The organism is Mesorhizobium sp. M0189 (genome assembly GCF_040322135.1).
Taxonomy (GTDB): domain Bacteria; phylum Pseudomonadota; class Alphaproteobacteria; order Rhizobiales; family Rhizobiaceae; genus Mesorhizobium.
This window is the reverse complement of sequence record NZ_JAMYSW010000007.1, coordinates 1-25,721: the sequence shown is the minus strand read 5'-3', so window position 1 is coordinate 25,721 and position 25,721 is coordinate 1. Positions and strand designations below refer to the sequence as shown.

Sequence of the window (25,721 nt, the reverse complement as noted above, 5' to 3'; positions counted from 1 at the left end):
CCCGCGCAAATTGCGTGGCCTCGGCCTCGATCCTAGCATAAATTGACGTCACGTCTTGTCGGGGCAATGGAGGGGTAGCATGACGTCGAGGACCATAACGGGGACCATTGTGGGCGCCGGGCTTGGGGCTGCCTTGCTTTCCGCCGTCGGCGGCGCTGCTTTCGCCGATGACACGCTCAAACTCACCGAGCTCAGCCCCGACGGCAAGGACGCCTGTTTCGGCCGCGTCTACGACGCCGCGCATCTCAAGTCGCATCCGCACCAGAAGGTGGCGCGCATCTTCTTCTATTACGGCCGCGATCCGGTCAGCCGGCCAAACGAGGAGCCAAGCACCGGCATCGATTCCTCCTACAATGGCTTCATGGCGACGACGGTACGCGGCGCCAAGGCGCCGGAATGGCTCGGCGGTTGGTGCAGCCATGAATCGGAGGACGGCAAAACCGGTCCGATCCGTTGCGGCATGGACTGCGATCGCACCATGGCTTCGCTGAAGGTCGACGACAAGGGCCGGCTGATCGTCTCGGACGTGCAGCCCGATCTTTATCTCGATGCCGGATCGGAAGACGAGCTCGGCAAGGCGGAGTACGAACGGCAGGCGTTGGGCAAGGACGACAACGGCTTCAGGCTCGATCCGATGCCGGCCGCGACCTGCAAGGCGGAGTTCGCCCGCATCGACCCGATCGATCCGGCACTTGGCCCGCCATTGCGCGAGCGGCTGAAGCCGGACCAGGCCTTCTGCTACGGGCGTGACTATGATGCCGCGCATCTCGGCTCGCATCCCGATCAGCTGACCCAGACGATCCGGGTTTTCCGCGGACCGGTCGAGCTGGCATCCTTCGCCAAGGGCGGCGACCTCGCCAATTGGCCGAGCGGCGCAGACATCGCCGTTTCGGTTACCACGCGGCAGAAATCGGCCAAGGTCACGCAGGTCTATAACTGCCAGGGCGAGGGCGACCAGTGGCGCTGCGCGGCGAGCGCGAAGACGGGTGGTGCCTCCTGCGATATCGCGCAAAAGGAGATTTTCCTCCGCCGCGGCGCCAACGGCACGATGATGCTGGCCAACCCAAACAGCGGCCTGCCGATCGTCGATCTGTGCTCGAAGGCGGCGGAAGGCGACACCAGCTCCGACGACAAGGTCTACCGGCTGGAGCCGATGCCGCAGGCCGCCTGCGGGCCTTGATCATGTGACGAGGAGGTGGATGCCATGCGCAAGACAAGGGTGTTTTGGTCCGGCCGCTCGCAGGCGGTGCGCTTGCCAAAGGAGTACCGTTTCGACACCAAAGAGGTTTTCATCAGCCGCCACGGCCAGAGCGTCATTATCGAGCCTCTTGCGCAGGATTGGGCTTGGCTGGACAGAGTGATCGGTCCGCTTGATGACGATTTCGCGGAGGCGGCTCTGGAAAGTCCGTCGGATCAGATCCTCGAATCCATGGCGCGCAGCGGCTCGGAATGAGGGCTACAGCGATCCTTCGCGCCCCCCTCTGTCCTGCCGGACATCTCCCCCACTTGGGGGGAGATCGGCAGCTTCCTCGCGTCACTCACTCCTGCGACTATGGCTATTGGCAAAAGCCGCGGTGACGGCCAATCTCCCCACTTGTGGGGGAGATGTCCGGCAGGACAGAGGGGGCGCGAAGGGTCACGACTGAGCGATTTTTCTGCGCGAATTGCTTCACGCGAACGGCACGGCCGTCGTGCCCTTGGGCAGTTTCGCTTCGTCGTCGGGCTCGACATGGATGATGACGCGAACCGAAGGAATCTCTGCCCGCAGCGCGTCCTCGATGCGGTCGCAGATGACGTGGCTGGCGCCGACCGACATGTCGGCGTCGACGACCAGATGGAACTCGATGAAGGTGGCGCGGCCGGCGATGCGCGTCTTCAGGTCGTGGACCTCGAGCGCGCCCTTGCAATTGGCAGAGATGATGTCGCGGATACGGATATGTTCCTGGGTGTCGACGGCGCGGTCCATCAGCCCGTTCATCGACGAGCCGATGACGTGCCAGCCCTGCCACAGGATGTTCAGCGCCACGATCACCGCAAGAGCCGGATCGAGAACCTGCCAGCCGGTCAGCACGGCGCCGACCAGGCCAATGAAGACACCGACCGAGGTCGCTACGTCGGTCATGATATGCCTGCCGTCGGCAACCAGCGCCGGTGATTTTTCACTCCGTCCGGTGCGGATCAGCGTCAAGGCCCAGACGGCGTTGATGACGGTTGCGACGCCGTTGACGGCAAGGCCGGTCCATGGCTGTTCGAGCGGGGCCGGATGCTGCCACGACCACCAGACCTCGTTGAGGATGAGCAGGGCGGCAAGCACGATCAGCACGCCTTCCAGGACGGCCGAGAAATACTCGGCCTTGTGGTGGCCGAACGGATGGTCCTGGTCGGCTGGCTTGTAGCTGACCTGGATCGCCCAATAGGCGGCGGCCGAGGCAATGACGTTGACGATCGATTCCAGCGCGTCCGAATAAAGCGCAACCGAACCGGTGACGTACCAGGCCACCAGCTTGAGGCCGAGCACGACGAAGGCGACGACGATCGACCAGAAAGCGAGGCTGGCGACCTTCTGCCTGGCGGCTGCTTTGATTTCTGCCGCGGTCACTGGGGAAGAAATCCCAACACTGAGCCCTCGAATTAAGCGGCCTTTTCCTTGGCCTTGCGCGGCAGGTGCGCGACGATGTTCTCGATGATGCGCATGCCGGCATTGTGGCCGAGCGTCATGATCGATTCCGGGTGGAACTGCACAGCGGCGATCGGCTCCTTGCGGTGCTCGAAGGCCATGATGATGCCGTCCTCGGTCTCGGCGGTGACGACAAAACCATCGGGCAGCCGCACCGGATCGGCGAAGATAGAATGATAGCGGCCGACCGTTACCTCCTTGGGCAGGCCGGAGAAGATGATGCCCGGCTTCGACACGCGGATGCGCGACGGCTTGCCATGCATCGGGATGTGCAATTGCCGCAGCTCGCCGCCATAGGCCTCGGCCAGCGCCTGCAGCCCGAGGCAGACGCCGAAGATCGGCAGGTCGCGCGCACGGGCTCGCTTGATGGTGGCGGCGCAGTCGAAGTCCTTCGGCGTGCCGGGGCCGGGCGACAGCACGACCAGGTTTGGCTTCAGCCGGTCGAAGACCTCGTCCGGCACCGGCGTGCGCACCGTCGAGACGTTGGCGCCGGTCTGGCGGAAATAGTTGGCCAGCGTATGGACGAAGGAGTCCTCGTGGTCGACCAGCAGGATGTTGACGCCATCGCCGACCCGCGCGGTGCTGCGTTCGGTGCTGGCGGCATTGCCTGACTTGGCGTCGCGGATGGCGGAGATCATGGCGGATGCCTTCAGTTCGGTTTCGGCTTCTTCTTCTTCGGGTATGCTGTCGAAGAGCAGCGTGGCGCCGGCGCGCACCTCGGCAATGCCGTCCTTGATGCGGATGGTGCGAAGCGTCAGGCCGGTGTTCATGTCACCGTTGAAATTGACCATGCCGATCGCCCCGCCATACCAGGCGCGCGGGCTCTTCTCGTTCTGCTCGATGAAGCGCATGGCCCATAATTTCGGCGCGCCGGTGACGGTGACGGCCCAGGCATGCGACAGGAAGGCGTCGAAGGCGTCCATGCCTTCGCGCAGCCGTCCCTCAATGTGGTCGACGGTGTGGATCAGGCGCGAATACATCTCGATCTGGCGACGGCCGATGACGCGCACCGAGCCCGGCTCGCAGACCCTCGACTTGTCGTTGCGGTCGACATCCGAGCACATGGTGAGTTCGGACTCGTCCTTCTTGGAATTGAGCAGCTTGAGGATCTGCTCGCTATCGGAAATGGCATCGTCGCCGCGCTTGATAGTGCCGGAGATCGGGCAGGTCTCGACGCGGCGGCCGTTGACGCGAACGAACATTTCCGGCGAGGCGCCGATCAGATATTCGCCCTCGCCGAGATTGATGAAGAAGGAATAGGGCGAGGGATTGATGCTCTTCAGCTTGCGGGAAATCTCGGAGGGCTGGGTTTCGCAGCGTTCGTAGAACATCTGCCCCGGCACCACTTCGAACAGGTCGCCGCGCTCAAAGCTCTTCATCGCCTTGCGCACCAGCTTGGCATATTCGCCGGGCTCGTGGTCGCCGCGCGGCGGGATCCGGTCGGCGGTCCTGAACGGCTCGACGATTTCGTCGCGCGGCAGGCCTTCGGTCGAAAAGCCGTCGCCGGAATAGTCGTAGCGGTCGGTCCAGGCCTTGGTGGAATAGTGGTCGACGACGAGGATCTCGTCGGGCAGGAACAGCACGAGATCGCGCTGGCTTGGCTTGCGCTCGAGCTTGTAGTCGACCGGATCGAACTGGAAGGCGAGGTCGTAGCCGAAGGCGCCATAGAGGCCGAGATTGGCGTCTTCCTCGGTCTTGAACAAAGCAGTGATGGCGCGCAGCACGGTGAACACGGAGGGAACGCGGCTGCGTTCCTCTTCGGTGAAGACACGGCCGGGCTTGGCGACCTCGAGGCGGATGAGTTTGTTCGACGTCTCGGCGATCGTGACATCGTCAAGGCCGGCAAGCACCGTACCGATCACCGGCAAAAGCACCTCGCCACGGCGGTTCAGCGCCTCGATGCGCATGGCGCGGCCGCGTGCCGAGATCACCAGCGGCGGATCGATGATGGCGGTATCCCAGCGCGTATAACGGCCGGGATATTCGTAATTCGAGGAAAACACGGCGCCGCGGCGCGAATTCAGGCCATCGACATAGCCGTCGATCGCGCCCTCATATGGCCGGTCATGGCGCTGGCGGGTAATCGCCACGCCACCCGCGGTGACGAAGCGCTCGGCGCCATTCTCCAGAATTTTCGTCGTCATTGCCGTCTCCATCAGCGTCTTTGGGGCAACGGACCCGGGAATGGCTTGAAAAAACAAATGGCCGCCCGGACATTCCGCTGCGGCCACCTTCTATTGTCACGCGAACGCGTTCGAACAGGCCGCTGTCAGCGAGCCCACCACCAAATGGTCTTGATCGAACGCATATTCATGGCGAAATCCATAGCCGCGAAAAGCGGTATGCGCAACAGGTTTGAAAGTCTGTGGGGTGGCTGCTGCTTTCGCAACCCATGGCACATGGCCAAGACCGGCAGTCCTGCCTAGACTCTGCATCAAACAGCAGGAAGACGGGAAAACATCGATGACCGAGCAGATCGACCGCGCACGGACGTTCCATTCCCTCCATGTCAAGGGCAACCCGATTGTCCTCTACAATGCCTGGGACCCAGGCTCCGCCAAGATCATCGCGCAAGCAGGGGCCAAGGCCATCGCCACCGGAAGCTGGCCGGTCGCGGCCGCTTTCGGATTCGCCGATGGCGAGAAAATCCCGTTGGAACTGGCGCTCGAAAACATCAAACGCATCGTTGCGGCGGTGGATCTGCCGGTAACCATGGACCTCGAGGGCGGTTACGGGGTCGCTCCGGAGGTTGTCGCCCGCAGCGTGGGGCTCGCCGTGCAGGCTGGAGCCGTCGGCTTTAATTTCGAGGATCAGATTGTCGGCGGCAGTGGGCTGCACGACATCGCCATACAGGTGAGGCGGATCGAAGCCGCCGCGGCGGCCGTGAAGACCTCGGGTATTCCGGCCTTCATCAACGCCCGAACCGACATTTTCCTGAAGGCGAAACCGGATGCGCACGACAAGGCTCTCCTCGATCAGGCGATCGAGCGGGCGCACGCCTACGAAAGGGCCGGAGCGCATGGCTTCTTTGCGCCGGGGCTTGCCGATGAAGGCCTGATCGAGGCGCTCTGCCAGGCAACGGCATTGCCGGTCAACATCATTGCACTGGCGCATGTGCCGCCGCGCCAGAGGCTTGCCGAACTCGGCGTCGCCCGCGTGAGCCATGGTCCGGTGCCTTACCGGCAGATGGCCGAATGGCTGGAGTCCAAGGCGCGACAGGCGATTTCGGGGTAGCCTGGCGGGTTGCGTCAGTCCTCCAGCGTCCCCGACCTTGCATCGGCACTCTTCCTGTCGCCGACCAGCTTCAAGAGGTCCTCGCCGGCGCGAATTATGCGGCGCGAGCGGCGTGTCAGGATGAGGCCGGCCTGGGGCGCCAACACTTCCGTGCGGCCGTCGGGCTCACCCGGCGCGTGGACGATGGTGGCAAGGCGCGCACCCTTGGTGACGCGGTCGCTCGGCTTCACGTGGTAGAGGATCGCGCCCGAACGGGGCGCCGGCATCATCTCGATATTTTCGATCGGCGCGACGAGTCCTCCGAAGCTGCCAGACGCGGGCAGCGCCTGATCCCGGATGACGCCGCGCGCCACCAGCAGCCGGTAGAGCCCTTCGGCGTCGGCGCTGGCGAGGGCGCCGTCGACGTCGAGTATGCCGCGATATTCGACGGTGGTGGCGACGCGCCGATCGAGGCGCGCGACGTCGGCGGGAACGTTCTGATACGGCATGATCGAGGCGCCTTCGAAGGTGCCGTCGGGATCTTCGTGCCACAGCATCACCGCATCGACGCCCATAGCCGCCGCACAATCCGCCATGGCCGGCCACAGGCTGGTGTGGACGTAGAGGTAGGCGAGGCCTTCATCGTCGCAGTGCAGGTCGAGCACGATGTCGTGGCCGATGGAGAGCTGCAGCAGCCGCGTCTTCAGCCGCTGATCGACCGTGCCGTGCGCCGGCAGGAGCGTGAGGTCGGGCGCGGCGAGCCGCGGAAAGCCGCGATTGAAATTGGTGTGCGTCCCCAGATGGAAGCGGCCCTGATGGTCGCCATAGAGATATTGCGCGCGGCCGATCGGATTGGCCCAGGGCACGATGGTCATATTGCCGCTGATGCGGCCTTCGGCTTCCGCCCTGCTGAGCATCGGCATCAGCGCATCGATGGCAACGACGCCCGGCAATTCGCCGGCATGAAGTGCCGCCTGCAGATAGGCCGAAGGCGCTGTCTTGTCCGTTCCGGTGAAGCGGAAGACGGGGAATTCGTAGGAAACGCCCTCGCTGTCGCCGGCGATGCGTTCGATGGATTTCTGCATGGACTGTCTCCAGGAAACGAGACCGAACACATGCCCTTTCGCCAATACACTGTCGATTGGTCCAGCTTTTCGCGCTATGGGCGCACGGCTCTATCCGGGCCTGGCGCTCAAAGGATCGCGAGATAACGCCTGCGCCCGGCCTATGCCAGCGGCTTCAATTCCTGGGCGATGGTCGGCAGAAGCTCCGAGACGTTCGGGTGGATGTGCACCGCGCGCGCCAGCGTACTGACCGGCGCCTTGGCATACATCAGATCGAGCACGCAGTGCACTGCCTCGTCGCCACCCGGGCCGAGCACCGAACAGCCGAGGATTTCCTTGGTGTCGGCATCGACCAGGATCTTCATGAAGCCTTGCGTCTCACCTTTTTCGACGGCACGGCTGACGCGGGTCATTGGCCGCTGGCCGACAAGGGCGCGGCGGCCGGATTTCCTTACCGCGGCTTCGGTCATGCCGCAGCGGCCGAGTGGTGGGTCGATATAGAGCGCATAGGCCTCGATGCGGTCGCTCACCTTGCGCGGATCGTTGTCGAGCAGGTTGGCGGCGACAATCTCGTAGTCATTGTACGAGGTGTGGGTGAAGGCGCCCTTGCCGTTGCAGTCGCCCATCGCCCAGATGCCGGGCACGCTGGTGCGCAGCTGGTCGTCGACGACGATGAAGCCGCGTTTGTCGACCTCGACGCCGGCTTTGTCGAGGCCGAGATCGTCGGTGTTTGGCGTGCGGCCCAGGGCCAGCAGCACATGCGAGCCGACCGCAGCCGCCTTGCCTGGCGAGAAGGTCACGGCGATTTCGTTGCCTCGCCTGGCGAAGCGGATATCGTCGGCGCCGAGATGGACGGCAATGGCTTCGTTTTCGAGGATCGACAAAATGGCGTCCGAGACGTCATCGTCCTCGCGGCCGATCAGGCGCGGGCTCTTTTCGATGACCGTGACTTCGGAACCGAAGCGGCGGAACATCTGCGCGAATTCGAGCGAGACATAGCTGCCGCCGACGACGATGAGATGGCGCGGCAGCACGTCGAGATCCATCATCGACGAATTGGTCAGGTAAGAAATGCCGTCGATGCCGGGCAGGTCGGGCACCGAGGCGCGGCCGCCGGTGTTGAGGAAGATCTTTTCGGCGCTCAGCAGATCGTCGCCGACGCGCACCGTATTGGCGGTCACGAAGCGCGCATGGCCGCGATAGAGCGTGCATTTGTCCATGCCGGCAATCCAGTCTTCGAGATTGCCGCGGGCATCGTTCGAGACTTTGTCCTTGCGCGCCTTGATCGCCTTGTAGTTGACGCCGATGGGACCGGAGAGCGTCACACCGTAGTCCGCGGCGCAGCGGGCGAGATGCGCGGCATAGGCGCTTGCCACCATCGTTTTGGTCGGCGTGCAGCCGGTATTGACGCAAGTGCCGCCGACCAGCTTTCGCTCGATCAGCGCCACGCTCATGCCGGCCGCATTCAGCCGGCCGGCGAGCGGTGGGCCGGCCTGCCCGGCACCGACGATGATGGCGTCGAATGTCTTTGCCGTCATGCCACCGCCGCCACGATCAGAAGCCCGCCGACGATCGCCACCGCGTCCTCGATGAAGGCGGCGGGCGGGTCCTTGCCGAAGGCGGTGGCCAGGCGTTTACGCGCCTCGGCGCCGCCCAACGTGCCGATCACCGCGCCGACGGCGCCGGCGATCAGGCCGCCGATGGTGGCGCCGCCGGTGGCGCCGATCACCGCGCCGGTGAAAGCGCCCAAGACGATGCGCGTGCCGAATTGCTGCGGCACCTTGCGGCTCGGCGCCGATGGCAGCTGGTCGGTGACCAGTTCGGCGATGGCCAGGATGGTGAAGATGCCGACGGCGATCCAGTGACCCATGAAACTCGCCCAGGTGCCGGTGACCGGCAACCAGCCTAGCCAGGCGCCCCAGGCGACCGCGGCGGGCGCAGTCATGGCGCGAAGCCCGGCAACGATGCCAATCAGGAGTGCAAGAATGTACAGCATGATTGATCCCTCGATGGCCGGCTTGGGACAGGTCCGAGAGAGCAAGCTACCATAGGTCCGGTATTTGACCAGAGGTGGTGTCGCCGCCGGCGCTTCCGTATTTTCACCAGTTGTGCTTGGCAAAGATTGAGACTGGAGTTGCGGCCATGACGGGGAGCGAACGCACGAAAATGGCGGCGGGCGAGTGGTATTGCTGCCTCGACCCGGAACTGGAGGCGCTGCGGATCACGGCACGCGACGCGGTGTTCGAGCACAACAGCCTGCCACCACGACAGCGCGGCGATATCGGGCCTGCCTTGCGGGCGCTGCTCGGCGCTGCAGGCGAGGGCGCCCGGATCGAAGCGCCGTCCCACTGCGCTTATGGCTTCAACATCTTTCTCGGCGACCGCGTCTTCCTCAATGCCGGCTGCACCATTCTCGACACGGCGCCAGTCCGCATCGGCAACGGAACGCTGCTCGGACCCAATGTGCAGCTCTATTGCGCCGAGCACCACAGGGAGGCTGCGGGGCGACGGGCAGGGCTGGAGATCGCCAGGCCGGTCGAGATCGGCGACAATGCCTGGATCGGCGGTAGTGCCATCATCCTCGGCGGGGTCAGGATCGGTGATGGCGCCATCGTCGGCGCCGGTGCCGTGGTGACGCGCGACGTGGCGGCGAACACCACGGTGGTCGGCAATCCGGCACGGGTAATCAGGAGCGGGTGAGCCGGATCAGCGTGAAGCGCCGCGTCTATCCAAATCGACACTCCTCGAGAATTCGCGCCGGTATTGCACGGGCGAGGTTCTGAGCCGCGCCGCGAAATGCTGGCGCAGCGAGGTGGCGCTGCCGAAGCCGGCCTCGAAGGCAACCGTATCCATCGATTTTTCCGTTGCTTCCAGCAGCCGCTGTGCGAGTTGCACACGCTGGTCGGTCAGCCAGTCGCCGAAACTGGTGCCGATCGTTTTCTGGAAACGGCGCGTGAACGTCCGGCGGGTGAGGCCGGCGAGACCGGCAACGCTGTCCAGACTGTGCGGATCACCCAGGGTTTTGCGCACCGTTTCGAGAGCCTGGGTGAAGCGGTCCGCATTGCCGGTTCTGGCGATGGGACGTTCGATGAATTGCGCCTGCCCGCCCTGCCGATGCGGAGAAAGCACGATCTGCCGGGCAAGGCGAAGCGCTGCCTCCGCGCCGTAACGAGCCCGTACGACGTGCAGGCAGCAGTCAAGCCCGGCGGCGACGCCGGCGGATGTCACGACATCGCCATCGTCGATGTAGAGCACTTCTGGTTCGACGAGAATGTCGGGATAGAGTTCCTGCAGCTGATCCGCGTAGGCCCAGTGCGTCGCGGCTCGCCGCCCCGAAAGCAATCCGGTCGCCGCGACAGCGAACGTTCCCAAGCACAGTCCGACAATCAGCGCGCCGCGCTCGTGCGCGCCAAGCAACGCCTCGATCAGTGTCGTCGGCGGTGAGATCCCGAGATTCTTCCAACTCGGCACGATGACGATGTCGGCATCATCGAGCGCTGAAAGCCCGTGCGGGACGCTGATGGTCAGCCCGGCATCAGTGCGGATCGGCCCGTTCTCAATCGCGCAGACCCGGAAGTCGAAGCGCGGCAGGCCGAGCGTCGTGCGATCCGCGCCGAACACGAGACACGGCACGGAGAGATGAAACGGGCTGATGCCATCGAAGGCGATGGCGGCAACGACAGGATCGGCCATGGGAGCTCCAGCAAAGGGTGACACCGATTGTCCCAATTCTTTCGAACAATGTCAATCGGGACACTTTTTGCGATCCGGCGCCGCGCTTATCGTCCACCCATCAATGCCAAACGGGAAAGGAAAACCCCATGTCGGACCCAGCCAAAGGCAAAGCTCCACGCCGCGCCCTCATCGTCATCGATGTTCAGAACGACTATGACGGCGGCAACCTCGCCATCCAGCATCCGCCGTTCCGCGAGAGCGTCGTCAATGTGGCGCGAGCGATGGACGCGGCCACCGAGGCAGGCGTCAAGGTGGTGGTCATCAAGCAGTTGGCACCGGAAACCTCATCGGTCTTCGCCAAGGGCAGCCATGGCGCCGAGTTGCACCCGGAAATCGCCAGGCGAAACCGCGACCACTACATCGAAAAGAACTTGCCCAGCGCCTTCACCGGCACGGATTTAGAGGAGTGGCTGCGCGCCAACTCTATCGATACGATCACGGTCATCGGCTACATGACGCATAATTGCGATCTGTCCACGGTCATCCATGCCGTGCATATGGGTTTTGAGGTCGAGTTCCTGTCGGACGCGACGGGGTCGTTGCCCTACGCCAACAGCGCCGGCTACGCTTCGGGCGAGGAAATCCATCGCGTCGTGACGATCGTATTGCAGTCGCGCTTCGCGGCCGTTCTCAAAACCGCCGAATGGATCGATTGCCTGAAGACCGGCGTGGTACCCCAGCACGACACACCCTATGCCTCCAACCAGCGCGCGCTGGCGCGAAGCGCGGCGTAGGAGACTATTGCGAGCAGGCAGAGGGGCGCCGCAGCGTTGCGGCGCCCTTTGCCGTTCGAGCGTTGATATCCTTAGAACAGGCCCTCGATCTGGCCCATTTCGTTCAGGAAGATCTTTTCCGAGGATGGCGCTTTGGGCAGACCGGGCATGGTCATCACCTCGCCGCAGATGATGACGACGAAGCCGGCGCCGGCAGACAGCCTGACCTCGCGCACCGGCACGGTGTGGCCGGTCGGCGCGCCGCGCAGATTCGGATCGGTGGAGAAGGAATATTGCGTCTTGGCCATGCAGACCGGCAAATGACCGTAGCCGGCGTGCTCCCAGGCGTGGAGCTGGTCGCGCACCGATTTGTCGGCGATCGCTTCGGAACCGCGATAGATGCGCTGGACGATGGTGTTGATCTTCTCGAACAGCGGCATGGCGTCGGGATAGAGCGGGGCAAATTGCGACGCGCCGGATTCGGCCAACGCCACGACTCTTTTGGCCAGTTCCTCGATGCCGGCCGATCCCTGAGCCCAGTGCTTGCACAGGATCGCCTCTTCGCCCATCGAGGCGACATAATCCTTCATCGCCTGGATCTCTGCCTCGGTGTCGGAGTAGAAATGGTTGATGGCGACCACGGCCGGCACACCGAACTGGCGGATGTTCTCGATGTGGCGGCCGAGATTCGCACATCCCTTCTTGACCGCCTCGACGTTCTCCTTGCCGAGTTCCTCCTTCTTGACGCCGCCATTCATCTTCATGGCGCGAACCGTGGCGACGATGACCGCCGCTGCCGGCCTCAGGCCGGCCTTGCGGCATTTGATGTCGAAGAACTTTTCGGCACCGAGATCGGCGCCGAAACCGGCTTCGGTGACGACGTAATCGGCAAGCTTCAGCGCCGTCGTGGTGGCAACGACGGAGTTGCAGCCATGCGCGATGTTGGCGAAGGGGCCGCCATGGACGAAAGCCGGGTTGTTCTCCAGCGTCTGCACGAGATTGGGCTGCATGGCGTCCTTCAAGAGTACGGCCATCGCGCCGTCGGCCTTGAGGTCGCGGGCATAGACGGCCGACTTGTCGCGACGATAGGCGACGATGATGTCGCCGAGGCGCTTTTCCAGGTCCTTCAGGTCGGTCGACAGGCACAGGATGGCCATGACTTCCGAGGCGACTGTGATGTCGAAACCGGCCTCGCGCGGGAAACCGTTGGCGACGCCGCCGAGCGAACAGATGATCTCGCGCAGCGACCGGTCGTTCATGTCCATGACGCGGCGCCAGACGACACGGCGGGTGTCGATGCCGAGCTCGTTGCCCCAATAGATATGGTTGTCGATCAGCGCCGACAGCAAGTTATGGGCGGTGGTGATGGCATGGAAATCGCCGGTGAAGTGGAGGTTCATGTCCTCCATCGGCACGACCTGCGCATAGCCGCCGCCGGCGGCACCGCCCTTGACGCCGAAATTCGGTCCGAGCGAAGCCTCGCGGATGCAGACGATGGCCTTCTTGCCGATGCGGTTGAGGCCATCGCCCAAGCCCACCGTCGTCGTCGTCTTGCCTTCGCCGGCCGGTGTCGGGTTGATGGCGGTCACGAGGATCAGCTTGCCGTCCTTGTTGCCCTTCACCGACTTGATGAACTCGGCCGAGATCTTCGCCTTGTCGTGGCCGTAGGGCAGAAGATGTTCGCTCGGAATGCCGATCTTCTGGCCGATCTCCTGGATCTGCTTCTTCCTGGCGCCGCGCGCGATCTCGATGTCGGACTTCACTTCGGCCATGACGGCTTCCCTCTGAATTGAACGGATTCGATTACTGTGGTCGCAAGCCCGGCACTGCAGGCGCGGGCATGTTCTACCCCTGTCGCTGCCGCGGCGTCAACTTTCATGCAACTATGTTTCCTACGAAGAAAGTGCCTCTGCGGTCGGCTGCCCTGCTACAGGTTCTTTTTTCGCGCCGGTCGCCGCGCCGTATAGAAGCCAGAGCAGGCGCGGTTCCGCCGTCTCAAAACAGCCGCGTAATACGCGAAAAGCGACAGAAGCAACGGCGCAAATTCACCAGCGCCGGCTGCGCGGAACGATCCGCTACTGCGTCAGCACGTTGCTGATCTCGACCATGTTCGAGCGGACCCTGAGTATGTAAAACCCCATCGTCGTCAGATGTGTCGGCAACAGCCAGCCGTCCTCGCGGCCATTGGCGATGATGAAGGGCTGGATGCGCAGCGCCGAGACGAATTGCGCGTCCATCGTATCCCACAGGTTCTGCAGGTGCTTTTCCTTGATGACGTCCTCGAAGTCGGCCTGCGCGCCCTTCATCAGCCCGTAATAGGCATAAAGCTGGCCATAGGCGAACCAGAAGCGGTCGTCGGCACGGGTGTCGAACCAGCCATTGTTGTGGTTTTCGGCACGCTCCTTGAGGATCGCCGAGGTCGAGCCGATGTCGGACGAGATGCGGTCGATATACTGCTTGAGATTGTCGGCGCGGGCATCGAACGTGGCCTGGCAGGCTGCCAGACGGGCGTTGAAGGAACGCAGCTTGCGCACCGCGTCGCGATAATAGCTCGGGGTCGGCGTCTTGGGACCAAACGGGTTCAAGCCGAAGTACCAGGTTTCCTCATCGAACTGCAGATTGCCGCGGGCGTCCTGCAGGTCGGCGTCGATCTGCGAGGTGGTGCGGACGCGGCCGAGATTGTCGGCAAGCTCGGTCGCCGTGCGCCGCACCGCCTGGTTGATGCCGCGCTGGAACGAAGCCTTGTTGTCCATGAACGGCGTGTGGTCCCAGTCGATGCCGAACAGGCCGAGCTTGTAGAGGATCATCGACGACACCCAGGCATTCTGGTTGACGTTGAAGTCGGTCAGGTCGGCCGCAACCTGGGCAATGGCTGAATTTCCGCAGGTCTTGGCCGTGTCGGTGCCGGCGCCTGCAGAGACCTGTTCACCGGCGGAGCTGTTGCGCTTTTCGAACGTGTATTTGTCGACGTAATTCGGGTCGAAATTGTTCCACCACTGGGTGGCGTAGAAGAAATTAATGTAGAGGCCGATCAGCACGACGACAGCCAGGCCGAGCACCGCCTTCAGGATCCAGCCGCGTTGCGTGTACCAGCGCCCCGCCCACAGGAACGGCCACAGGATCGCGCCGATGAGCAAGCCGATGCCGCGGCCAATCCACTGGAAAATCCGGGTGAAGAAATTCACGATCGGATCAAGCATGGCGATGTCACCCCCTCAGTCAGTCAAGCCGTAGAGGCGTGTGCGAAACGCCACCTTGTCCTTCAAATATGTGGTTTTCAGAACGTCCACAACATGCGATCGCCAAGCGTCGCTGAAGCCGTCATAATCCCTGTAGAAGCCCGGCTTGTTGAAGACGTAACGCGAAACGAAGTCCTGCGGCACGAAGTCCGAGATCAGCTGGTTGGTCAGCCAGGCGTCTTGATGGTCCGGCTTGGCGCGGATCACCAGGAAGCGCTGCTGCGGGAACACATCCTCTATCTTGAGATGGCCGAGCTGAGCGATCTCGCGCTTGGCGGCGTTGAGGAAGGGAAAATTGCCATCCCTGGCGATCAGATCGGCATGGCCGTGGATCCAGGTCTGCAGCCAGACCTTGTCGACGTCGGTCAGATTGCGGTCGGGCTCGGCGTCGCGGATCAGCGCGCGCACCACCATTTCGGCGCGATGCTCGAGATAGCCGGAGGTTTCGATCCATGAGGCGCGCGGCAGCTCGATGCGGCCGGTCGAAGCGAGGAACTTGAACACCTTGTCGGCGTCGTGGATCGAGAGGTAGCTCACCTGCCACGGCCGCGAACGGCGGAAACCCGGCGCTGCCGGGTCGCTGATCACCGTCGTCACGTCGGGATCGACGAACACATAGAGCCCGCCGAAATGGCTGGTCCAATAGGCGTTGTGGCGGAAGATCACCTGGTCCGGCACCAGCGCATTCTCGCGGATGTCGCCGCAGACCTTCGCCAGCTCGACCATGTGTGCAAGCATGGCATTGTCGCGCCAGGCATCCGGTTCCTGCTTCAGCCGGTCGACCAGCTTGCCGAGCTCGGCGGCCTTGCCCAGCACGTCCTCGGCCGACAGCACCTTGAACTCGACCTGGTTGATCGACAGCAGATCCTCGATGTCGTCGACCTTGGGGACTGAATCCTCGATCTCGCCGTAGATGACGTCCTTGATTGTCAGCGCATCGATGGCGCGCTGGTTCTTCGACATGAACTCGTACATCAGCAGCGAGGTGTTGGAGAAAGCCGTGTGCACCACCGGCAGGTCGATCTGCGACGGCGTCAGGATGATGAAGCGGCGGTTGACCTCGTTCGGATCGAGGTAGCTGTAGTCGCCGCATTCCTCGGCGACCTGCGGCGAAAAGCCGGTACGGTCGATCTCGAAGCTTTTCAGCTTGGTCGGCTTCAGCCCGAAGGCGACCATCGCCTTGTTGTAGCGCTGGATCAGATGCGGCTCGTCGACCGTCAGCAGCCGGCCGTAGATCAGCTCGTTGTCGCGTAGCAGGTCGGGTTTCTTGGCAGGACTCATGCGCGTAGTCCCAACGGATCTTGCGCTGGATGACCGAGCTCCAACGCTGACGCCCCCCTCTCCCCGTTCTTCACGGGGAGAGGGTAAGGGTGAGGGGCAGCGCAAACGGTCAAGGACATGTCTCTCCATAGCCTTTGGCGGCGACAAATCGAAGATCACGCGTTTCGATATGGCGTTCGAGGCGCCCTTCGATCGCAGCCACCACTGTTTCAAGGACTGCTTCCCGCTCCTTCAATACGTCTACGTTCCAAAAGCGAAGGATAGACCAGCCATCGGAGACGATGAAGCGATCTCGGATTCGATCATATTGGCTGCCGACATGCTGACTGCCATCGACTTCGACGACGAGCTGGCAGTCTCTGCAGGCGAAATCGACGAAGTAAGAGCCTATCGGCAACTGCCGTACGAATTTATGGCCGTTCAGTCTGCGGTCGCGCAACTCCAGCCAGAGCGCGGTTTCTGCATCGTTGTCGGATTGACGCAGGCGCCTTGCGCGCTTGGTTGTGTCTATTTCTGGCCCACGCATGCGCTGCCCCTCACCCTTACCCTCTCCCCGTGAAGAACGGGGAGAGGGGGGCGTCAGCGTTTGAGCCACGTCTTTCAGCGTTGCTGTGGGAGCTTATGCATCGCACCGGAAACAGTGCTATCCGGTGAGAAGGAAGATCACGCATTCCACATTCCCTTCTTCTTCAACTCCTCGATCTCGCGGACGGCACGCTCCCGCAGACGGGTGTCGCGGATCATCTTGCTCACCGCCGCATCGTCCGACTTGTCGGAATAGCGGAATTCGGAATCCGCATAGCGGTTGATCTCCTGCATGACCATGTCCATCGAGAACGGCCCTCGCAGTTCCTCGATCATCGCCTTCTTGTCGTCGTAGCTTTTGTGCATGAAGGCTTCCGGCTTCTCGAACCACTCGTCGGGCAATTCGATGTCCATGGCGCGCATCTTGATCGCGTCGGTGACGTTCTTGATGGCGCGTCCGGTGAAACGCGGCTCGGCATCCTTGATCAAGTGCAGATAGGTGCCGATATCGGCCATCGACTTCGGCGCGCCGTTGTCCTTCATGTAGCGCTCATAGACCTTCATCAGCCCGTCTTCCTGCGGCTTCTCATGCTCCTCGTAAGCCTCCATCACCGCGCGCTGGATTTCCTGAGCGGCATAGAGCTTGTGGTCGCCGAGCGGGATCTTGTGGTTCTTGCCGGCGAGCAGGACGAAGATGTCGATGTAGTCGTCGCGGCTCTGCGGGCCGTCGACCAGCCAGCGGGCGCCGGCGCGCTGGCGCAATGCGTCGTCAACGTTTTCGGGATAGTTGGAAAACATGCCGAACGAGCAATTGCCGCGCACCACGGTTGCCGCGCCGGCAAATGCGTCCATCAGCACACCGGTGATTTCCTGCTGGCCGGCCGAGGCGCGGTCGTCTGAGCGGCGTGCGGCGACCTGGTCGATATCGTCGATGGTGCCGAAGCCGATGACGCGCGGGTTCAGCACATTGTTGATGAACTGGCGGCAGTTCTGGCCGGACTTGCCCTGGTAGGAGGAGATCTGGTCGACGCCGAAATTTTCGTAGGCGAAGGGATAGCCGGCGACTTGGCAGTAGCCGTTGAGAAGGCCGGCGATCATCTGGATCAGCGTCGTCTTGCCGGTGCCGGGCGCGCCGTCGCCGATAAACGTGAACAGGAAGCCGCCAAGCTCGACGAATGGGTTCAGCTCGCGCTCGAAGTCGTACGCCATCAGCATCTTGGCGAGCTTTACCGACTGGTACTTGGCGATGTGGTTGCCGACGACCTCTTCCGGTTTCTTGAAGGTCATCACCAGCGGTTTTGCCCGCTTGCCAGGGGCGACGTCGAAACCATCGAGGGTAAAATCGTCGACGTCGATGCGGATATGGGCGTTCTCGAACGGGCCGATGCCGTCGAAGCGGCCCTTTCGCGCCAACAGCCCGTCGATGGCTACGCGGGCAAAGGCGCGGGCGCGGGTCATCAGGTCGGCGTCGTCCTTCGAACCTGCTATCGCCCTGTCGAGCCCGGCCACGATCGACTTCACCGCATCCTGCGGGGTGTCGAACAGAAAGTCCGGCTCGGGCGTGTCGTTCGGCGCCTCGCCGTCGCTGTCGATCAGCTGGAACAAATAGGAGGCGAGGCTGAAGGCGGAGATGTAGGCAGAGGCCGACAGCAGCTTCTTGAAGGTGGCAGCTTCGTCGCCTTCGAGCGGCGCGCGGGCGTTTTTCGCCTGCAGGCTTTCGAGGTCCGAGCCTTCGGCGAAGACATCCGATATGGCTAGCGCCATTGCCGCCCCGCGCCGAGCGCGAAACAACAGCATGTGCTGCGGTATGGTCAGCAATTGGTCGTCGGGATGGACGGCGGCGACGGTTTTGGCGAGCTCGACCTCGCGCGTGCGGCGAACCGAGCCGACCGAGACGGTCGAGACGAAGCGGCGGTTGGTGCCGGCAAGCGCTGTGCCGGACTCGCGCGATGGGTCTTCCAGCACGACGATGCGGGTGATGAAACTTTGCGCAGTGGCGCGGTGCTTTTCAATTGCCGCTTCCGGGATGGTGGTCAGGCCGGTGTCCATGGAAGATGCTCCGCGATTTGACGGTCAGACGTCGCTGATGACCTGCCCTTTGGACAGGATGTGGACCTTGTAGCCCGAAAAGATCTTCTGCGCCTCGCCGGCGGCATAGAGCGCCTGATAGGCCTCGTGCGGGATCAGCGCATGGTTCTCATAGCTCGACACGCCCTGGCGCGCGGCCTCGAGATCGTCGGTATTGATGAAGAATTCCTGCGTCGTCTTTTCGCTCGAGAACAGCCCCTTGCGGCCTGGCTTCTCGGCCTTGGAAAAGACCTCCTGGATGGTCCAGGTCAGCAGCCAGGCGTTTTCCGGCTTGCGCACCTTGGCCAGCACTTCGCTTACCGTCGAATTGTTGTCGGTAATCCCTGCAGAATAGAACGGGCCGAGCACGACGCGACGCAGCTGCTTGGGATGCAGCGGTTCGAAATCCTTGTCGAGGTTGACCGCGATGGTCGCCGGCGACAGCGTGTAGGCGGAATTCTTCTCGGTGAAATCGTCGAAACGGTGGGCGAGCTCGGGATTGAGCAGGCCGTCGACCGGCAGCGGAATGTCGACCCTCTCATTAAGCTTGCCGCCGGAGTCGACCAGTTGCCGGATCATGTCATCCGAGGAATCCTCGACCGTCACCATATAGACCAGCGGCAGGTTGGCGCTGCCATCGAAGCAGGCCCAGTGGACCAGATAATAGGGCCGCAACGTCTTCGGATTGACCGAAACCTTGGCCGTCTGGGCCAGCGTGAACGGGCCAAAGGTGGTCTCGCTCTTGACGTCTTCGAGGTAGAGCCGCTCGGCCATCGATTTCTGCAGCGCTTCGGGAAATTCCTTGTGGCGCAGGATGAAGTCCGCCATTTCCTCGCGCAGCTCGCCGGCCAGCGGGAGGTTGGCGAGGCGCGCATCGGCCTGGAGGCGGTCGTTTTCCAGCTCGAGCAGGTTCTGAAAGACCGGAAAACCGCTTTCGGCGCGCGAGATGCGGAACGTCTCGGTGAAGCCCAGCCGGTTGCGCCAGCATGAGAACGACTTGTCGAGCCGCGCAATATATTCGGCGACGATCTTGGCGACGATGCCGTGCCGGTAGAGCGGCGAGCGATCGTCGCGCATGAACACTTCGAGGCCGCCAAGTGCCGCCGCGATCGCCGAGAAATAGCGCGCCGCCGCTTCGTTTTCGGGGGTCATGCTGCCAGCCCTTGGGAGCAGTGCACGTGCAGCAATTACGACTGCACGTAATTTGCCGAATTGTGCTTCTTCATCACGTCGTCGAAGCGGCGGGCGAAGGCATCGTCGGCGAGCTTCTTGCGGCGCTGGATGTCGGCGGTGGCGACCATGTTCTTCTCGTGCATTTCAAGCAGATCGCCAATGTGCTTCTGCGAGGCAGCACCAATGCCGGCCATGGTCTCTTCGGCGGTGTTGTCGACCTGGCTGCCCAGCGTGTTGATCTTGTGGGCGACATCCTGTTGGGCGGCGGTCTTCAGCGAATCTTCCAGCGCCTTGTACAGCACGATGCGCTGCTCGGTATCGATGGTCAGCTTGTTGATCAGCGTCGATTGCGCCGCGATCTGGTTGTTGAGCGAATCGACGAAGGTCTGGAACATCGAGGTGTAGCGCTCCAGCGTCTGGCTTTCGGCCAGCAATTCTTGCTCCTTGGCCTGCTTCTCGTTGTATTCCGTGGCCAGTTTCGAACGCTCGCCTTCAAGCTGCGTGCGCCCCTTCTGGCTGGTCGAGGCGGCGATCTTGTTCTCGATGTCGAGCAGCATCGGGTTGAGCTCCTCGATGCGCTTCTGCACGGTCTCGAGATTGGACATCGTGGTCTTGCGGCGCTCGATCACCTGCGACAGGCTGGCCTCGGAGGTTTTGTAGCGCGTGTCGAGAACCTGCTTCTGCGCCTTGAGGATGCCGACGATGGTGTCGGACTTCGCCAGCAGTTCCTGCAAATTGCCGGCCAGCGACATGTTGCGGACGCGGTCGGTGCGCATGCGCTGCTTGCGCTGGCTGGAGAAGACGCCGACGAAACTTTCCCAGCCGGTGTAGTTCTTCATGCTCTCGAATTCGGCGCCGAAGACGTTGGTAGCGTCCTCGAGGCCGATGATCAGGTCGGCGATATTGCCTTCCATCACCTTCTGCTGCTTCAGCACATCCTCGATGCGGGCATTCTCGATGTCGAAATTGGCATCGCCGATCTTCTTGTCGGCGGTGGCGAGCGTGTCGAGCACGGCACCGGACTGCTCAATCTTGGTGCGCATGTCCTGCACGACCTGCTTGGTCTTGGCAATCTCGGCATCGAAATTCTGCAATGTCGCCATTGGGGCCTCCGCTTCGGCATCGGTTTCGTTTCGCAAACCGCCGCGAATATATGTGCCGGGTTTGGCGAATGAAAGACGGAAGACATGGGATTACAGGAAAACAAAGAATTTCAGGAGGCGACTGCAGGATAATCAAGCCATGATTACGCTGTAACTGCCGGCCGGTCAGGCACCGCTTCGACCTCGGCTGGATTTTTGCTCGGGAGCGACGCTCAAGGCTTGGGATCGGCTTTGAGGTAGGCGATGACGTTGGCGATGTCCTCGTCGCTGGTCAGGCCGGAGAAGGCCATTTTGTTGCCGGGGACCTTCTGCCGGGGCGCGCGCAGGTATTCGGCAAGGTTTGCTTCGTCCCAGACCAAACCGGCGGCGCCGGCATCCTTCATCGCCTGCGAGTAACGGCTGAGATAACTGTCCGCGGTGCCGGCGGTGCGGCCGACGACACCAAGCAGATGCGGGCCGACCTTGTCGCGGTCGCTCGTTGCCTCGTGACAGACCATGCATCTGTTGAAGACCTTCTTGCCGAGAGCAGCATCGCCGTCGGCATGCGCGGCAACGATGCCGGCAATGAGGAAAGCAGTTGCAGACGAAATTACTCGAAGCATGGGAACTCCCGACGGCTCTGGCAGTGGATCAAAATAGGCAGCACGCTCAACAAAGGCCGCAATGGCGCGATTGCGGAACGAATGTCAGCCGGGAGGTCGGATGAAAGCAATAGCGCTGGTTTAGGCTTTGGTGAAGCCGATGAAATCGTCTGGGGCGGCGCGGCCCATTTCCTCTTCCCAATGGCGGCGGCAGAGCGAGACATAGACGTCCTTGCCGATCGCCACTTGTTCGCCCTGTTTGGCCACCTTGCCGTCGGCGCCGAGGCGCACCACCATCGTCGCCTTGCGGCCGCAGCGGCAGATGGTGCGCACCTCGCGCAGGTCGTCGGCGATCGCCAGCAGGGCGCGCGAGCCGGAAAACAGCTTGCCTTGGAAATCGGTGCGCAGGCCGTAGCACATGACCGGGATGTTCAGCCGGTCGGCGATGCGGGCGAGTTGCCAGACCTGCTCCTCTTCGAGGAACTGCGCCTCATCGATAAAGACACAATGGACCGTGGCGTGGTCATGATGCTCGGCGACCCGGGCGAATAGGTCGTCGCCGTCGCGGAACATCTCGGCTTCCGTCTCCAGGCCGATACGCGACGAGATCAGCCCGGTATCGCCCTTGCGATAGTGGCCGGCGATGAACAGCATCGTCGTCATGCCGCGCTCGCGGTAATTATACGAGGCCTGCAACAACATCGTCGTCTTGCCGGCATTCATCGTTGCATAGTGGAAGTACAGCTTGGCCATGCCGTCCTTTTAAGCCGAGTTGCAACAAAGCGGGGAGGGGGAGCGCCTACATTCCACCGGGAAAAGACGACTTCCATCCGGAAAGCGGCGGGCGTGTCGTTGATCGACCAGCCTGCGCCGTTGATCGTGGTTGCCTTAGTGCTTGAAACCGCAGCAGAATGGTGTTTGGCTGACGGAACAAAGGTGGAGATAAAACCGCCACTTCGCTTCACCGAGAACTGAAATGGGAGAATTTTGATGTCGCGCATGAATTCATTCGTCGCCGGTCTCGGCCTGGCGGCTTTTCTATCCACGACTGCGGCCTTCGCCGGCGATCCGGAAAGCTGCAAGACGGTGCGCATGTCCGATGTCGGCTGGACCGACATCCAGGCGACAACCGGCATAGCCTCGGTGCTGCTCACCGCGCTCGGCTACGAGCCGCAGGTAATCCAGCTTTCGGTGCCGGTGACGATGGCGTCGCTGAAGAACAAGGACCTCGATGTCTTCCTCGGCAACTGGATGCCGTCGATGACCAACGACATCAAGGACTACACCGCAGAAGGCTCGATCGAGACCGTGAGCGAGAATTTGAGCGGTGCCGGCTACGGCATCGTCGTGCCGACCTATGTCGCCGACGCCGGCGTCAAAACGCTGACAGATCTCGGCAAGTTCAAGGACAAGTTCGACGGCAAGATCTACGGCATCGAGGCCGGCAATGACGGCAACCGCATCATCCTCGACATGATCAAGAACCCGGCCGACAATCTCGAAGGCTTCGAGCTGGTCGAATCCTCCGAAGCCGGCATGCTCACCCAGGCCGAGCAGTCGATCAAAAACAATGAATGGATCGCTTTCCTCGGCTGGACGCCGCATCCGGTGATGGGCGCCATGAAGATCACCTATCTCGACGGCATGGGCGACACTGGCTTCGGCGCCGCCACCGTGCATACGATCGTGCGCAAGGGCTATACGACCGAGTGCCCGAATGCCGGCAAGTTCATCACCAACCTGAAGTTCAACCTGGACATGGAAGGCGAGATGATGGACGCGATCCTGAAGGGTGGCGACGCCAATACGGTCGCGACCGACTGGCTGAAGAAGCACCCGGACGCGGTTGCTCCCTGGATCGCCGGCGTCACCACCTTCGACGGCGGCGACGCGGCGGCAGCGGTGAAAACAGCGCTCGGAAGCTGACCTGACCGCTTGCACGACAAGACGAGGGGCAGCCACGGTAGAAATGGCTGCCCTTTTTCATATCCTGTGACAAGATGACCGTCCGGCAAAGGACGGCGCCGGCAGAAGAGGGGCTAGATGGATCCGATCTCCAAATTCCTGGTCAGCTACAAGATCCCCATTGGCGCGTGGGGGAAGGCGTTTTTCGGCTTTCTCACCGACAATTTCGACACCGTCTTCAGGGCTTTCTCCAACAGCCTCAACTTCCTGCTCGATGGCATCGTCGACGGGTTGCTGTTGCTGCCGCCGGTTCTGCTGATCGCCCTGATCGCTTTGCTCGCCTATTTCCTGCAGCGTTCGAAAGGCCTTGCTTTGGCGGTGTTCATCGGGTTGCTGTTCATCCTCAACCAGAACCTGTGGAGGCAGACAGTGGAGACGCTGGTGCTGGTCGTTGCCGCCGCCGCCGTCTCGATGGCCATTGGCGTGCCGCTCGGCATCTGGGCCGCGCACAAGCCGAAGATCTATCGCGTCATGCTGCCGGTGCTCGACCTGATGCAGACGCTGCCGACCTTCGTCTACCTGATCCCGGTGCTGACCCTGTTCGGCCTCGGCAACGCGCCCGGCCTGATCGTCACCATCATCTTCGTCATCCCGACCTCGGTTCGGCTCACCCATCTCGGCGTCACCTCGGTGCCGAAATCGATCGTCGAGGCGGGCGAAGCGTTCGGCGCCACCAAGCGCCAGCTGCTGTGGAAGGTCGAGCTGCCTTCGGCACTGCCGACCATCATGGCTGGGCTGACCCAATCGATCATGTTGTCGCTGTCGATGGTGGTGTTCGCCGCCCTGATCGGCGCCGGCGGCCTCGGCACAGAGATCAACCGGGCGCTCGGGTCGCGCCGGATCGACCTCGGGCTTGAGGCAGGTCTGGCCATCGTCGTGCTCGCCATCGTGCTTGATCGAATGACGCGCATCGGCGTGGGAGGCAAGAAATGACCGTCGCCGTCGATTTCAGGAATGTCGACATCGTCTTTGGCGCCGACCAGGCCGGTTCGCTGGCGCTGATCGACAGCGGCGCCACCCGTGCCGAGATCCTCGAACAGACCGGTAACGTGCTGGGCTGTGCCGGTGCCAGCCTCACCGTGCACGAGGGTGAGATTTCGGTGCTGATGGGCCTGTCCGGCTCCGGCAAGTCGACGCTGCTCAGGGCCGTCAACCGGCTGAACGTCGTCTCGCGCGGCCAGGTGCTGGTCAAGGACGGCGATGGTACGGTCGACGTCGTCACCTGCGACGAGGCGACGCTTCGGCGGTTGCGGCAAAAGCAGGTGGCAATGGTGTTCCAGCAGTTCGGCCTGCTGCCTTGGCGCACAGTGGAGGAAAATGTCGGCCTTGGCCTCGAGCTCGCCGGCGTACCGGAAGCCGAGCGCAAGGAGCGGGTGAGCAAACAGCTGAAGCTGGTTCATCTCGACCAGTGGTCGAAGAAATACGCGCATGAGCTTTCCGGCGGCATGCAGCAGCGCGTCGGCCTGGCGCGCGCCTTCGCCACCGAGGCGCCGATCCTGCTGATGGACGAGCCGTTCTCGGCGCTCGATCCGCTGATCCGGACCAAGCTGCAGGACGAGCTGCTGCAGCTTCAGGCCGAACTGAAGAAGACCATCATCTTCGTCAGCCACGACCTCGAGGAGGCGCTGAAGATCGGCACCCACATCACCATCATGGAGGGCGGGCGCATCGTGCAGACCGGCGCGCCGGAAGACATCGTGCTGCGGCCTGCCAACGACTATGTCCGCGACTTCATCGCCAATGTGAACCCGCTCTCGGTGCTGACCGCCTGGAACGTCATGCGCGACCGCCGCGACCTCGAACATGGCGAAAACGGCTGGGTGTGGCTCGACCGCCGCAAGACGACGCGCTTCAAGATCGACGAGCATGGGCTGGTGGCGGCGGCCGAGCGCGACGGCAAGCCGGCGGTGTGGGTCTCCTGCGCCGACGTCGAGGCTCAGCCGGAGGAGACGGCGCAGGTGTTCTGGGCCAATCCCGGCACCTCGCTGAAGACGGTGATGCTGGCCATGCATCGCTCACAGACAGCACCCGTGGCGCTATTCGACGACCAATCGCGCTTCGTCGGCGCCATCGGCGTCAGGGATGTGCTGAGCGCGGTGTTGCGGCGGTAGTTTTTCTCCTTGGGGAGAGAACCAAGACCAACGCCGAGTTCTGTCGCGCCCCCCTCTGTCCTGCCGGACATCTCCCCCACTTGGGGGAGATCGGCGGTTTCGCAGACGGCTCTCACACTCCAACGTTTGTAGTTGGCGAAATCGGCGACGACAGCCAATCTCCCACCTGTGGGCAGGGGAATCGCATATGGCGATTTTGGGGTTGAGTTTAGGCTGAGAAAGGATTCTTTGGAGAGGCAGTTGAGCGAAGGAGCGACTGCCATTTCCTGCCTTG

At 62.6% G+C, this 25,721-nt stretch carries 24 protein-coding genes; 9 read left to right on the top strand and 15 right to left on the bottom strand.

The window, feature by feature from the left end; translation table 11 throughout:
• Positions 1–79 precede the first annotated feature (79 nt).
• A complete protein-coding gene (locus NKJ09_RS14965; protein ID WP_352494778.1) occupies positions 80–1,180 on the top strand; it encodes a hypothetical protein in 1,101 nt (366 codons plus the stop codon).
• 24 nt (positions 1,181–1,204) lie between these two features.
• The gene (locus NKJ09_RS14960; RefSeq protein WP_023719250.1) at positions 1,205–1,453 is read left to right on the top strand and encodes an antitoxin; all 249 of its coding nucleotides are present in this window, start codon (positions 1,205–1,207) and stop codon (positions 1,451–1,453) included.
• 216 nt (positions 1,454–1,669) lie between these two features.
• Here NKJ09_RS14960 and NKJ09_RS14955 read toward each other — a convergent pair whose 3' ends face one another.
• Together NKJ09_RS14955 and NKJ09_RS14950 are read right to left on the bottom strand one after the other, a co-directional pair.
• Complete coding sequence (locus NKJ09_RS14955; RefSeq protein ID WP_023719249.1) at positions 1,670–2,599, bottom strand: cation diffusion facilitator family transporter; 930 nt, start codon at positions 2,597–2,599, stop codon at positions 1,670–1,672.
• A gap of 32 nt (positions 2,600–2,631) precedes the next feature.
• Positions 2,632–4,821: an anthranilate synthase gene (locus tag NKJ09_RS14950; RefSeq protein WP_352494779.1), complete on the bottom strand. Its 2,190-nt coding sequence runs from the start codon at positions 4,819–4,821 to the stop codon at positions 2,632–2,634.
• A gap of 319 nt (positions 4,822–5,140) precedes the next feature.
• On the opposite strand from NKJ09_RS14950, the gene NKJ09_RS14945 reads away from it, so the two are divergent.
• Positions 5,141–5,911, top strand: a complete 771-nt coding sequence (locus tag NKJ09_RS14945; protein ID WP_023719246.1) for an isocitrate lyase/PEP mutase family protein — start codon at positions 5,141–5,143, stop codon at positions 5,909–5,911.
• 14 nt (positions 5,912–5,925) lie between these two features.
• On the opposite strand, the gene NKJ09_RS14940 is transcribed toward NKJ09_RS14945, so the two are convergent.
• The 3 genes from NKJ09_RS14940 to NKJ09_RS14930 form a co-directional block, all read right to left on the bottom strand.
• On the bottom strand, positions 5,926–6,975 hold the full coding sequence (locus tag NKJ09_RS14940) for a M14 family metallopeptidase (protein WP_352494780.1): 1,050 nt from the start codon (positions 6,973–6,975) through the stop codon (positions 5,926–5,928).
• Between the two features lie 140 nt (positions 6,976–7,115).
• Complete coding sequence (locus tag NKJ09_RS14935) at positions 7,116–8,492, bottom strand: FAD-containing oxidoreductase (protein ID WP_352494781.1); 1,377 nt, start codon at positions 8,490–8,492, stop codon at positions 7,116–7,118.
• Positions 8,489–8,950, bottom strand: a complete 462-nt coding sequence (locus NKJ09_RS14930; protein ID WP_352482058.1) for a DUF4126 domain-containing protein — start codon at positions 8,948–8,950, stop codon at positions 8,489–8,491. Before NKJ09_RS14930 ends, NKJ09_RS14935 begins: the two co-directional genes overlap by 4 nt.
• A 146-nt stretch (positions 8,951–9,096) precedes the next feature.
• Here NKJ09_RS14930 and NKJ09_RS14925 point away from each other — a divergent pair, with 146 nt between their 5' ends.
• A complete protein-coding gene (locus NKJ09_RS14925) occupies positions 9,097–9,654 on the top strand; it encodes a sugar O-acetyltransferase (protein WP_352494782.1) in 558 nt (185 codons plus the stop codon).
• A 6-nt stretch (positions 9,655–9,660) separates the two neighbouring features.
• Here NKJ09_RS14925 and NKJ09_RS14920 read toward each other — a convergent pair whose 3' ends face one another.
• Positions 9,661–10,647 carry a helix-turn-helix domain-containing protein gene (locus NKJ09_RS14920; RefSeq protein WP_352482060.1) on the bottom strand — a complete coding sequence of 329 codons (987 nt, stop codon included), beginning with the start codon at positions 10,645–10,647 and terminating at the stop codon, positions 9,661–9,663.
• Between the two features lie 128 nt (positions 10,648–10,775).
• Here NKJ09_RS14920 and NKJ09_RS14915 point away from each other — a divergent pair, with 128 nt between their 5' ends.
• Positions 10,776–11,423, top strand: a complete 648-nt coding sequence (locus NKJ09_RS14915; RefSeq protein WP_352482061.1) for a cysteine hydrolase family protein — start codon at positions 10,776–10,778, stop codon at positions 11,421–11,423.
• 71 nt (positions 11,424–11,494) lie between these two features.
• On the opposite strand, the gene NKJ09_RS14910 is transcribed toward NKJ09_RS14915, so the two are convergent.
• From NKJ09_RS14910 to NKJ09_RS14870, 9 genes are all read right to left on the bottom strand, one after another.
• The gene (locus NKJ09_RS14910; RefSeq protein ID WP_352494783.1) at positions 11,495–13,174 is read right to left on the bottom strand and encodes a formate--tetrahydrofolate ligase; all 1,680 of its coding nucleotides are present in this window, start codon (positions 13,172–13,174) and stop codon (positions 11,495–11,497) included.
• 303 nt (positions 13,175–13,477) lie between these two features.
• Positions 13,478–14,602, bottom strand: a complete 1,125-nt coding sequence (locus tag NKJ09_RS14905; RefSeq protein WP_023719239.1) for a DUF2333 family protein — start codon at positions 14,600–14,602, stop codon at positions 13,478–13,480.
• 15 nt (positions 14,603–14,617) lie between these two features.
• Entirely contained in the window at positions 14,618–15,922 is a 1,305-nt protein-coding gene (locus NKJ09_RS14900) for a DUF6638 family protein (RefSeq protein ID WP_352494784.1), read from the bottom strand.
• A gap of 109 nt (positions 15,923–16,031) precedes the next feature.
• Positions 16,032–16,448 (bottom strand): endonuclease domain-containing protein, encoded by a 417-nt coding sequence (locus tag NKJ09_RS14895; protein ID WP_084642682.1) that lies wholly within the window; start codon positions 16,446–16,448, stop codon positions 16,032–16,034.
• Between the two features lie 137 nt (positions 16,449–16,585).
• Entirely contained in the window at positions 16,586–18,496 is a 1,911-nt protein-coding gene (locus tag NKJ09_RS14890; protein WP_352494785.1) for an AAA family ATPase, read from the bottom strand.
• A gap of 24 nt (positions 18,497–18,520) precedes the next feature.
• Positions 18,521–19,666 (bottom strand): hypothetical protein, encoded by a 1,146-nt coding sequence (locus tag NKJ09_RS14885; RefSeq protein ID WP_023719235.1) that lies wholly within the window; start codon positions 19,664–19,666, stop codon positions 18,521–18,523.
• A gap of 35 nt (positions 19,667–19,701) precedes the next feature.
• Positions 19,702–20,790 carry a hypothetical protein gene (locus NKJ09_RS14880; RefSeq protein WP_352494786.1) on the bottom strand — a complete coding sequence of 363 codons (1,089 nt, stop codon included), beginning with the start codon at positions 20,788–20,790 and terminating at the stop codon, positions 19,702–19,704.
• A gap of 212 nt (positions 20,791–21,002) precedes the next feature.
• Positions 21,003–21,392, bottom strand: coding sequence for a c-type cytochrome (locus NKJ09_RS14875; protein ID WP_023719233.1), 390 nt, complete (start codon positions 21,390–21,392; stop codon positions 21,003–21,005).
• Between the two features lie 120 nt (positions 21,393–21,512).
• Positions 21,513–22,124, bottom strand: coding sequence for a thymidine kinase (locus NKJ09_RS14870; RefSeq protein WP_023719232.1), 612 nt, complete (start codon positions 22,122–22,124; stop codon positions 21,513–21,515).
• Between the two features lie 93 nt (positions 22,125–22,217).
• Between NKJ09_RS14870 and NKJ09_RS14865 the strand changes: the two genes are divergently transcribed.
• From NKJ09_RS14865 to choV, 4 genes are all read left to right on the top strand, one after another.
• Positions 22,218–22,346 (top strand): hypothetical protein, encoded by a 129-nt coding sequence (locus NKJ09_RS14865; protein WP_280940418.1) that lies wholly within the window; start codon positions 22,218–22,220, stop codon positions 22,344–22,346.
• Positions 22,347–22,361: 15 nt separating this feature from the next.
• Positions 22,362–23,297, top strand: coding sequence for a choline ABC transporter substrate-binding protein (locus tag NKJ09_RS14860; protein ID WP_023719231.1), 936 nt, complete (start codon positions 22,362–22,364; stop codon positions 23,295–23,297).
• A gap of 117 nt (positions 23,298–23,414) precedes the next feature.
• The gene (gene choW, locus NKJ09_RS14855) at positions 23,415–24,269 is read left to right on the top strand and encodes a choline ABC transporter permease subunit (RefSeq protein ID WP_352494787.1); all 855 of its coding nucleotides are present in this window, start codon (positions 23,415–23,417) and stop codon (positions 24,267–24,269) included.
• Positions 24,266–25,447, top strand: a complete 1,182-nt coding sequence (choV, locus tag NKJ09_RS14850) for a choline ABC transporter ATP-binding protein (RefSeq protein ID WP_023719229.1) — start codon at positions 24,266–24,268, stop codon at positions 25,445–25,447. Before choW ends, choV begins: the two co-directional genes overlap by 4 nt.
• The last annotated feature ends 274 nt before the right edge of the window (positions 25,448–25,721 follow it).